Origin of the sequence: Flavobacterium resistens, from assembly GCF_900182645.1 — a bacterium.
GTDB classification, from domain to species: domain Bacteria; phylum Bacteroidota; class Bacteroidia; order Flavobacteriales; family Flavobacteriaceae; genus Flavobacterium; species Flavobacterium resistens.
Window position 1 is genome coordinate 239,524 of the sequence record NZ_FXTA01000006.1, and the last position, 12,230, is coordinate 251,753.

Below are 12,230 nucleotides of genomic sequence, written 5' to 3' on the forward strand. Positions count from 1 at the left end.
ATTTAGCAGATTGATTTTTTAGAAATATTATCATTTCGAGGAACGAGAAATCTCCACGAGAAACTCCACAATAAGAATCCAAGCTTTGTAGAGCTACTTGTAGAGATTTCTCGTTCCTCGAAATGACAAACCACATTTTAAATCAGAACAACGAAAAAAAAATGGTAAATCTGCATGAAATAAAATCTTAATTAACGGGAATCTTCAAATATTCTCCCTTAAAACTTTGGTTGAGTGCCGTCATTTCGATTGGGTTATTTGACCCATCTGGAATTACTTCAATCGAAGCTTTTCCGTTTGCCATTTTGATAGATTCGCTTCCCGTTGGTGTTCCTTGATTTTTCAAAGTTTTTCCGCCTTTCAGACATTGGAAATAAACACTCGCTTCATAATCCAGACAGCGCAAATTATTGTTGTCAATTGCAATTGCAGTTACAAGATAATTCCCGTTTTTTAGTTTTTCTGAAGACAATTGGAGTGAAGTTGCGGCTTCATTTTTCTTAAAGCGATAATTCACTTTTAAAGTATCAGAAACTGTTATTCCTTCTTTGTTTTTTCCAACAGAAACCAAAACGTTTTCTCCTTTTTTGAAATTCACATCCCAAGTGAGTCCATTCGCAGGATAAAGCGCAAGATTGCGTTGTTTTTCGCCTAATGATTTTCCGTCGTGATACAAAGTTACTTTCTCACAATTACTGAAAACATTAATTGTTCTTGGCGTATTTTCAGGACCTTGGCGTTCTGTCCAGGTATGCGATTCAATGTAAGTAAAAGGTTTTTTAGCCCAATAGCTTTTAAAAACGTAATAAGCATCTTTAGGATTTCCGTTTCGATCGGTAAGTCCTTTTTGATTCATATATGGAATATCATCTTCGGGACGGAGCGGCGTTGCAAAATCCTTGAATGCCCATTGAATATTTCCCACAAAATTTGGGTCATTCTCGGATATATGCAAATGCCAGTCAAATAAATCAACAATGTAATTTTCGCTCCAATCACCAATTTGTGCGATATTGGCAATTTTAGTTTGTACAATAGCTTCTTCCCAGCCTTCGGCTTTAATTACATTCTCGCCATTAACAGGGTTTTCACTATGACGGCCAACATGGCTGTCTCCGCCATATTCGGCGTGAATAAAATGGTTGTATTCTTTTTTGTAAACATCAATCGCTTTTTGATAGCTTTTGTAGCTTCCAGAATACCAACCCGACCAGATAGAAGGGGAGAAGACATCAACAATATGCGAGCCTTCATAATATTTTCTAATTGCCGTTTTTCTTGTTGGATCAAGTTTATGGGCAATATCATTTAATTCGGTTAAAAAAGCATTTGTTTTTTCCGGATTATCGCCATCAGGAAAATCTGGAAGCCAGTTCATTTCGTTTCCTAAAGACCAAATTATAATGCTAGGATGATTGTAATTTTGATTGATAATTTCAGCCAACATGTTTTTGGCATTGGTTTTCCAAACCTCATTTCCAATTCCGCCACGACACCAAGGCAATTCGTCCCAAACCAATAATCCTAATTCATCGCAAGCTTTATAAACTTCAGGATCTTGAGGATAATGTGCCAAACGAACGAAATTTGCACCCATTTCTTTAATCGATTCCATATCAGCGCGATGTTGTGCATTTGTCATAGCGGCACCAACTCCGGCTTGTTCTTCATGACGATGCGTTCCTCGAAGAAGCAAACGTTTTCCGTTAAGAAAAAATGGTCCGTGATCTTTAAATTCAAACCATCTAAAACCAACTTTCTCTGTAACGCTATCTTTTACTTGATTTTTTTCAGATAAAGAAGCAGTTAGTTTATACAAATTTGGATTATCTGTATCCCAAAGTTCTGGGTTTTTGATGTTTTCAAATGAGATTGTTGAAGTTTTATCTGAAACTGGAATCGTTTTGCTTGCCACTTTTTTTCCTTTCGGAGTTTTTAAAGTAATCGTCAATGATAAATCTTTTGAGTTATTTGGGTTTACAATTGAAGAAACAATTTGTACTGAAGCCTTTTTAGCTGAAACTTCTGGAGTTGTAATTTTTAGATTTTCAATATGATTTTTGTATTTCGAAACCAACCAGACATCGCGCGTAATTCCGCCATAAATATAGAAATCACTTTTTTGAGAAGGAATAATTTCGATATCATAACTATTGTCAACGCGAACAAAAATATCATTATTTCCTTCTTTAATAAGATTCGTAATGTCAATTGAAAATCCGATATAACCACCAATATGAGACCCGGCTTCTTTACCGTTTACATACACTTTTGTAGTAATATTTGAGCCTTCAAAATACAAGGAATAACGCTGATTTTTATCAATCTGCGGAATATTTAATTTTTTTTGATACCAACTGGCGTCACGTCTGTAGCCCGGATATAAGTCGGTTGCGTCTTCAGCGTTCCAGGTATGAGGTAAATTTAGAGAAACCCAACTTTGGTTTTTTTGAGCTTCGTTTAAGTTTGAAGTATGATTTTCTAAATAAAGCCAATTGTCATTAATATTCATCTTTGTCTGAGCAAAACTGCTGCTCAGACAAATCTGAAAAAAAACAAAAAGCGCAAAATTTGAAAATGTATTGTAGTATTTTGGTTGATAGTTCATAGATTGTAAAGCTTTTTTTAGGTTCAAAGTGACATAGTTACAAAGTGACAAAGGTTTTTGGCCTTTGAAGCTTTGTCATTTTGTATCTCTGTGCCTTTGTTATTTTTTTCTGAGTAATGCTTCCAGAAAATAATAATCAGCGTAAATTATTGGTTCGTCAATTTCATCGTGTTTTGGCCAGTTTCCTGTGCTGTGATCGAGTAGGAAAGGCGCTTTGATATTGGCATTTAAAATATATTTATCAGATTGTACCGAAGTCATTAATTTATCGGCGAAAGCCAAATAACTTTTATTTTTGGTATAACCGTACAATTCATATAATCCTGATGCCATAACCATTGCTGCAGAAACATCTCGAGCAGCATTTGGAATGCTAGGATCTTTAAAATCCCAATACGGAATTCCGTCTTCTGGCAGGTTTTTATTCGACATAAAAAACTTTGCAGTTGCTTCGGCTTGTTTTAAGTAAGTTGGATCTTTTGTATATCGGTAAGACATTGTGAATCCATAAACCGCCCAACCTTGACCGCGTGCCCAAACCGAATCATCATTATAACCCTGAAGTGTAGTTTTCTTTCTGACATTTCCTGTTTTCGGATCGTAATCAATAACGTGATAACAACTATTGTCTTCTCTAAATTGGTTTTTTAAAGTTGTATTAGCATGTTGAATTGCAACTTCACGATATTTTGGATTTCCAGATAATTTTGAAGCTTCAAAAAGCAATTCTAAATTCATCATATTGTCAATAATAACTGGGAAATCCCAGATTTCTTTATTGAAATCCCACGAACGAATAGAACCTACTTTCGGATCAAATCTTGTGCATAAAGTTTCGGCGCCTTTAATAATTACATCTGCATATTCTTTTTTGTTTTCAACTTTAAGCGCTTCTCCAAAACTGCAATACACTTTAAAACCTACATCGTGAGAATTACGGTTGACACTTTCTTTTTTGCTGAAAGCGGTCCATTTTTGAGCTTGTTCTTTGTATTTAGAATCGCCGGTAAGTCGGTATAACTGCCAAAGATTTCCGGCAAAAAAACCGCTTGTCCAGTCTCTCGATGGCACTTTATGTATTTCATTGGTTTTGACATTCATGCTGCGAGGCATCGACAGAGAATCGACTGGATAATCGAGCAACATTTTATAACGTGTATCCAACAGTGTTTTTGTCGTTGGAGAGACAATTGTTTTTTGAGACTTAATTCCGGATTTGCATGCCGTTGTCAGCGATGCAAACCCTAGAATTAAAGAAATGAAACTAACTTTATTCATATTTACTAATTAATCTTTTTTAAAAAACCACAATTACTTGGCTTTAAATTTGGGTTTGGGATCATTTCTATTTTTTTATTAAATGTAATTAAACTATATAAGTTCTTGCGTGTCTATGTGTCAAAAACACACATATCAAAAACACATCATGTGTAGAATTTGATTTTTTGGTTGGTGAACATTCATTATTTTGGTTTTAAGGTTAAGGTTAGATAAAATAGAAAAGCAAAAGACTCATTCCGATTATGATGACGACAAATAAGATTTGAAGAAATAAATAGTTCGGTATTTTGATTTTCATATGGCAAATGTAGATGCCGAAAACGATATAGAAATACAAAAAAGGGTATCTAAAAATACAGATACCCTTTTTTAAGCCCATAAAACAGTGGGATTGCTAAATTACAACAGTAGTTTTGTAAAATTTGTCAGCATATTGTGATGGCGTTTCGCCGTACTTTTTCTGGAAGCATTTGCTGAAATATTTCGGATTATTGAAGCCCACTTTATAGCTGATTTCAGAGACAGTTAACTTATCTTGTTCCAATAATTGAGCGGCACGTTTTAATCTAATTTCATGAATAAATTCGTTTGGCGTGCAATTTGTCCAGGCTTTAATTTTTAAAAAGAGCATGGTTCGGCTGACACCTAATTCGGTACAGAAAAACGGAACATCAAATTGTTCATTCGAAATGTTCTCTTCAACAATTTTAAATGCTTTTTTCAACAATTCTTCATCTATTGAAGAAACTGTAATTTCTGACGGAATAAAACTGTCTTCGCTTGAAAATTTGATTTTTAAACGCTCGGTTGTATTCAAAAGATTTTTGACACGAAGCTTAAATTCCATTAAATTGAAAGGTTTACTAATGTAATCATCGGCACCACTTTCAAGTCCTTCGAATTTATAAACTAATGAAGATCTAGAAGTCAATAAAATAACCGGAATATGACTGGTTTTAATGTTTTCTTTTATTTTAGCGCACAATTCAGTTCCAACCATTTCAGGCATAATAACGTCGCTGATAATCAAATTCGGAACAAATTTTAATGCTTTGTCCAAAGCAATTTTACCATTTTCAGCTTCGATAATATTGTAATCTTTTTTGAGTAGGTTTTTCATAAACTTTCTCAAAACCTTATGATCTTCTACAATTAAAATAGTTTGTTTTTCTTCGTTTACAATTAAATCTTCGATGTCCTCATTTTCTATTGCTTCAGAAGTTTCAAGTTGAGCGTTGTATTGTTCAATATCATCACTGATTTTAAAATCAGAAATAATTTCGCTGTCCAAAAGATGTTCTCGTCCAAGTGGCAAAGTCACTTTGAAAATAACACCGCCAGTTGGTTTGTTCGTAACATCAATTTTTCCTTTGTGAAGCTCAACAATGTTTTTTACAATCGAAAGCCCGATTCCAGTTCCTTTATTATAGTTTTTCTGAACTTGGTTGTGCGTCGGAACTTCAAAAAACAAATCAAAAATCTTATCGATATGTTCCTCGGAAATTCCAACTCCTGAGTCTTCAACGGCTATAAAAAGATGCTGCTGATCTTGATTGATTTTAATGTTAATAGAACCGCCTTTTGGAGTATATCTAAAAGCATTCGAAATCAAATTATAAAAAACACGTTCGAGTTTATATCGGTCAAAATACACCAACATTTCTTCGTTTTCGGCTTCAAATGTATAATCGTAACCTCCATCTTTTGCATATTCGATAAAAGATAAAAAGATTTCTTTTGTGAATTTGACAATGTTTCCGTTTGCAGATTCCAAAGCAACTTGATGATTCTCCAGTTTTCTGAAATCCATTAAACGATTGATTAAACCTAAAAGATGATTCGCGCTTCCTTCTATAACCAAAAGCTTTTTGTACATTTCATTGGTTCCGTTATAATCGGCTAATATTTGTTGCAATGGCCCTAAAATCAACGTTAAAGGTGTTCTGAATTCATGCGAAATATTAGTGAAGAAATCCAGTTTTAATTTGTTGTTTTCTTCAATACGCTGTGTTTCCAGATATTCCAGTTCCAGTTTTTGTTTCAATCTGGCTTTTGATTTCATAATCCAGATCAAACCATATAATCCTAAACCAATTATAATTCCATATAATAAAAATGCCCAAATACTGCGCCACGGAGCCGGATTTACAATAACGGTCAAAGTGGTTGGATTTTTGTTCCAAACCCCATCATTATTCGCACCTCGCACTTCAAATGTATAAGTTCCTGGATTTTGAATAGCAAAATTGGCCTCGCTGTTTTTGGTTATCGTCCAGTTGTTTTCCAGTCCGGTTAAACGATAACTATACTGATTCTTTTTTGATCGAATGTAATTCGGAATCGCAAAACTGATAGAGAAATTGGCTTTATCATAATCCAAAGTGATGGTTTTGGTATATCCAATGCTTTTTTCTAAAATGCCTAAAGAATCATTTGGATTTGTAGTTTTATTTTTGATTTTCAAATCAGTTATCAAAACCTGAGGAGCATATAAATTTTTGGAAATTTTTCGGGAGTCAAAATAAGTTGCTCCGGAAGGGCTTCCGAAATAAAATGTATTGCCATCAAGTTTTAAAGCTGCATTATCATTAAACTCATTATTTGCTATACCATCTTTTTGATCATAACCGACAACTGTTTTTCGGGTAGTGCTGTATTTTAAAATTCCCTGATTGCTGCTAATCCAAAGGTTTTTATCATCATCTTCCAAAATAGAATGGATTGATGTAACAACCATATTTCCAATTTTCAAGTTGATTCTGTTGAATTTCTTTCCATCAAAATAATGCAATCCTTTTGCTTTTGTTCCTACCCAGATTTTATTTTGAGAATCCTGAAACAATGTTAGAATATCATCTCCCGATAAAGCAACATCATCATAAAAGTAATGTTTTACAACATATTTATTGGATTGGAAATTTTGAAGTCCAATAAGATTCAGCCCGCTCAGAGTTCCCACCCAAAGCCTTTTTTGCTTGTCAACAAAGACTGTTCGCACGTAATTATTGGTTAGATAATTTGCCTTTGTAGTATCATTTCTAATAAATTGAAAATCTTTTGAAACAGTATTATAACGAACTAATCCTTTGCTAAAAGTACCCATCCACAATACGCCGTTTCCTTCTGTTTTAATGGAATAAACTCCAACATCTTTAAGTGAATCCTTTAATTTGGATGAAATTCTGTCACTTTCAATATTTTTAGTCTGGGTATTATAAGCTGAAATTCCTTTAGAGAAAGTTCCCATCCACAAAATGTTATTTTCTGCAACGCACATTGATTTAATATCATTTATTGGCGTTTGTCCAATTTTGTTGTTTAGGTAACTTGTAGCTTCTGTATTTTTATTGTAAACGGTGATGCCGCCACCTTCAGTACCAAAATAAATATTCCGATTTTTGTCGGCTACAATAGAACTTACTACATCATAACTCATCGGAATCTTTTTCGAATTCTGATCGTAATTGAGGAAATTTACACTTGAAATATCCCACATATTTACGCCTTTGTAATAACAGCCAATCCAAACGGAACCTTTTTTATCGATGAAAATTGATTTTACTTTTTCGATTCCGGTGTTATGATTACTACTACTGTAACTATTGTTATTGTTTATCTTTTGAATGCTTTTATCTTCTCCTAAAATATAAATTCCGTCATAAGCACCAATCCAGATTGAGCCTTTGCGGTCAATAGCCAAAGCACGAATTTCATTGTTGATTTCTTTGCGTTTTTCCTCAGGTAAAAAAGAAACAAAGCTGTTTGTTGATGGGTTAAATTTTAAAAGCCCTTTGTTTTTTGTTCCAACCCAGATATTATTGAAGCGATCTTCAGCAATTGCTGATACATTTAATACATCAATATTATTTAACGGATAATTTTTAAAAGAAAATTTTCCATTTTTTCTACCTGTAAATAAACACAATCCTTTTGTAGTTCCAATCCAGACTTTGCCTTTTTTTGTTTTAAAAATACTCAGAATATTATTGCTTGGAATTGATGCATTATCAGTAGCAGAATGAACAGCAGAAGAAAATTGTCCTGTTTTTTTGTTATAAACAGACAAACCTTTTGAGGTTCCAAACCACATTTCATCGCCAATTTTCTTGATACACCAAATAGTATTACTATTTATGGTATGATTCGTCTTGTCGGTTAAGTATCGTTTGAAAGTATTACTAACAGGGTCATAACAGTTCAGACCATTATAAGTTCCAATCCATAATTTTCCGGAATTATCTTCTTCAATAGCTAAAATATCATTACTGATAGACGTTTTATTGGCAACATCATTCCTAAAAATGGTAAATCGACTGCCGTCATATTTATTTAGACCGTCGCGCGTACCAAACCACATCTGTCCAAATTTATCCTGATGAATGGCAATAACAGAATTCTGTGAAAGTCCGTCAGTGGTTGAAAAATTTTTAAGTCGGTATTTATTTTGGGAAAACAAATTTCCTGAAATAAAAAGTAAAACTAGAAAGACGCTCGTGTATTTCATAGCATTTATTTTTTTTGGTTAGAGTTATATTCAAGGTGCAAAGGGACAAAGATTTCAACAGAGAAATACCTCTGAACCTTTGTTCCTATTTCATGCGTTTATTTAATTGATAATCGTATAATGATGGAATTTTTTCAATTGGCTTATTTAAAAACTCTATATACGGATCTACGTCATATTTGATTTCAAATTTTGTATTTCCGTGCACACCGATAATTCTTGCGAAAGCGCCGTCTTTCATTCCATACAATAAAACCGGTTTTGATTCATCAGGATTTTCAACCTGAACATTCAAATTCCAAAAAGTACTGTAAGGCGCGTGAGAAGGTTTCCAATATTCTGCTCCGCCGCCACCAAATATGGCATAACTATTATTTTTACCTGCTTTGAAGTGAACGGTAATATTGTCAAATAAATTTTGATGATTGGCTCCCGAATGCTGATCTAAAACAGGATCTTTAAAAATCTCACAGTTTTGATATACGTTTTTAGTCGCAAACGTGTTGAAACTTAACGGATGAACGGCCGAATTATAAATTTTAAGATTCTTAACTAAAATATTATGAACACCACCCAAAGTCACCGTGTAATGTGCTAAATGCGTTCCATCTGTAGTAATATCCTGAATCGTGGTATTAGCAACTTCTTCAGCTAAAATACCGCTATCGGCATTGGTTATTTTGACATCTTTAACCCAGCTATTGAAAAGGCGAGTCAGGAAAATTCCATTATTTCCGGGTTCAACATGATGTGCGACTCTAGGAATATCTGGAAAAGTAAAACGAAGATGCTCAATCCCAACTTCATTTAAATGTTTCCATTCGACTAATTGCGCCTGATAACTTGGTTTAATCGAAATAGTCAACGGCGTTTTTAAAGTGATTTTTGAGCCAGAAATTTTAGTGATTTCAACTTGTTGACGAACAATAGGAAGTTTTGGAAAATTCCAATGGTGCGAACCTGGTTTTACTTTCGCTCCTTGGTATAAATCTTTGATGATTTCGCCATTTTCACCATCTTTATTAAACAACTGCAATTCGACAATATCACCAACTTTTAAGCCTTTTACATCCGAAACCGTGATACTATGTTCGCCCATTTTTCCTGAACTAACTTTCGCCAACGGATTAGATTCAGGCTCATATTTATCCAAATACGATTTCACGCGCTCGCCAGGAACCTGCGTCCAGATAAAACCACCAGACCAAGCATATTGTGAAAAAGGCAAATCAATATTGTTTTCCGATTCACGTTGTCTTTTGTCAAAAGTGGTCAGATATTCACGAAGTTCAGCCAAAGCATCAGAATCTTTAAGATACATCATCGGTCTTGGACAGTATATTTCGGTTCCGTTTTCAGCCGAACCAGCACCGCGAAGCACAAAATTACTTCTTTCGATATACAGAATTTCACTTAGAATAATTCTTCCTGCAGGCAATTGAAGAATTACATTTCCTTCAACTGCATTAGCTGCTTTGAAAGCTTTCAAAAGTGCTTTTGAATCATCTAATTCATCATTAGCTTTTACTCCAAAATCAATGGTATTAATTATTTTTCCATTAGCATCAGGAATTTGGCTTTCGCCGAAATGATAACCAGCATAACTAAAATCCGGAAGATAATTGGTTTTTGGAGAAGTAATAATGGTAGGTAATTCCTGCGCCAGTACGGTATTTATAAAAAGACTACAAGAGATAAAAATGACTTGGCGAATCATGGTTTTGTGGTTTTATGGTTAGTTAGTTTTTTTCACCGCAAAGTCGCAAGGAACGCAAAGTTTAAATTTCTTGCGTACTTTGCGACTTTGCAGTGAAATTTTACACGGATCGCTTAATTCCCAATTCAAGTCCTCGTAGCTCTGCCAAGCCTCTCAAACGGCCAATTGCAGAATATCCTGGATTTGTTTTTTTCTTCAAATCATCCAACATTTGGTGTCCGTGATCTGGACGCATTGGTAATTTGCTGTTATTTCTTTTTTCAACTTCGAGAATCGCTTTTACGACTTCATACATATCAACATCGCCTTCTAAATGATTCGCTTCGTAGAAACTTCCTTCTTCGTCACGTTGCGTGCTTCTTAAGTGAATAAAATTCATTTTATCGCCATGACGTCTTACGATTCCAGGTAAATCATTGTCAGCGCGAACGCCGTATGAACCTGTACACATTGTAAATCCGTTTGATTTTGAAGGAGCCGCATTCATTAATTCAATCAAATCTTCTTCAGTACTAACAACTCTCGGCAAACCTAAAATCGGGTAGGGTGGATCATCGGGGTGAATGGCCATTAAAACACCTTTATTCTCTGCAACTGGAATGATTTCTTTTAGAAAATGAAAAAGATTATTCTTTAAAGCTTGTCTGTCAATATGATTGTAAGCGCTCAAAGTCACTAAGAAATCTTCAACAGTATAAGCTTCTTCAGCTCCCGGAAGTCCTGCTAGAATATTTTGTTGTAATTTGACTTTATCTTCTGCAGTCATGGCTTCAAAATAGCTTTTTGCTTTTTGAATTTGTTCTGAAGAATATTCGTTTTCTGCTCCTGGTCTTTTCAAAATATACAATTCAAAAGCGGCAAAAGCATTAATATCAAAGCGAAGCGCTTTAGAGCCATCTTCAACGGTATAAGATAAATCGGTTCTTGACCAATCTAAAACTGGCATGAAATTATAGCAGACACATTTGATGCCGCATAAAGCCAAATTTCGAATGCTTTCTTTATAGTTTTCAATATATTCCAGATATTTTCCAGTTTGTTTTTTGATGTCTTCGTGAACTGGAATACTTTCTACAACCGACCAAGTCAAACCAGAAGCGCCTTTTTTAGGATCTCCATCTTCGTGTTCGATTTCAACTTTTCGTTTGATAATTTCTTCAATACTCCAAACTTGTCCATTTGGAATGTGGTGTAGCGCAGTTACAATTCCGGTTGCTCCGGTTTGTTTGATATCTTGTAAAGAAACAGGGTCATTTGGTCCGAACCAGCGTAATGTTTGTTCCATTTTTGTGTTTTTAAAAAATTAAATACTCGCAGCGGCAAAACCACCGTCAACTTTTAATACTGTTCCCGTTACGAATTTTGACATATCGCTGCACAAGTATAAAAGTGCGCCGTCAATATCTTCAGGTTTTCCAAATCTTCCCATTGGAGTTTGTCCGATGATTTTTTCACCTCTAGGCGTTAAATTTCCTTCTGGAGTAAGCAGTAAAGCGCGGTTTTGTTCTCCAATGAAAAATCCTGGCGAAATAGCGTTTACACGAATTCCCTCGCCATATTTTGAAGCCAATTCAACCGCCATCCACTGTGTGAAGTTATCAATAGCCGCTTTTGAAGCGGAATAACCAACAACTCTTGTAAGAGGTCTTTGCGCCGATGCCGATGAAATATTGATAATGTTTCCTTGTTTTTGTTCGGCAAAAAGTGCTGAAAAAACCTGTGAAGGCAACATTGTTCCGATGATATTTAAATCAATAACCTGCTGTAAATCTTCGGTTTTCATGTCATAAACCGCTTGATCTGGCTGAATTGTTGCGCCAGGCATATTTCCGCCGGCAGCATTGATCAAAATATCCAGACGACCATATTTTTCAACAATAAAATCTCTTACTTTTTCTACTTCTTCTTTATTCAAAACATTGGCTTGAACCGCAAAAGCCTGGCCTCCGTTTTTTTCTATATTTTGTACTGTATTTTCTGCTTTTTGAAGCGATTGTGAAACAATCCCAACGATTACGCCCTGTTTTGCCAGAACGTTTGCAAAGTTGCTTCCTAATACGCCGGCGCCGCCAGTTATAAGCGCAATTTTTCCTTTTAAATTAAATATTGAATCCATATAA

At 34.8% G+C, this 12,230-nt stretch carries 6 protein-coding genes; all 6 read right to left on the minus strand.

Annotated elements, in window-relative coordinates; genetic code table 11:
* Positions 1-187: 187 nt before the first annotated feature.
* On the minus strand, positions 188-2,608 hold the full coding sequence (locus FN795_RS20000; RefSeq protein ID WP_142452256.1) for a glycoside hydrolase family 2 protein: 2,421 nt from the start codon (positions 2,606-2,608) through the stop codon (positions 188-190).
* Positions 2,609-2,707: 99 nt separating this feature from the next.
* Positions 2,708-3,886, minus strand: coding sequence for a glycoside hydrolase family 88 protein (locus FN795_RS20005; protein WP_142452257.1), 1,179 nt, complete (start codon positions 3,884-3,886; stop codon positions 2,708-2,710).
* 397 nt (positions 3,887-4,283) lie between these two features.
* Complete coding sequence (locus FN795_RS20010) at positions 4,284-8,393, minus strand: two-component regulator propeller domain-containing protein (protein ID WP_142452258.1); 4,110 nt, start codon at positions 8,391-8,393, stop codon at positions 4,284-4,286.
* Positions 8,394-8,478: 85 nt separating this feature from the next.
* Positions 8,479-10,110: a hypothetical protein gene (locus FN795_RS20015; protein WP_142452259.1), complete on the minus strand. Its 1,632-nt coding sequence runs from the start codon at positions 10,108-10,110 to the stop codon at positions 8,479-8,481.
* 100 nt (positions 10,111-10,210) lie between these two features.
* Positions 10,211-11,395: a mannonate dehydratase gene (uxuA, locus tag FN795_RS20020; protein WP_142452260.1), complete on the minus strand. Its 1,185-nt coding sequence runs from the start codon at positions 11,393-11,395 to the stop codon at positions 10,211-10,213.
* Between the two features lie 18 nt (positions 11,396-11,413).
* The gene (locus FN795_RS20025) at positions 11,414-12,226 is read right to left on the minus strand and encodes an SDR family oxidoreductase (RefSeq protein WP_142452261.1); all 813 of its coding nucleotides are present in this window, start codon (positions 12,224-12,226) and stop codon (positions 11,414-11,416) included.
* Between the last annotated feature and the right edge of the window lie 4 nt (positions 12,227-12,230).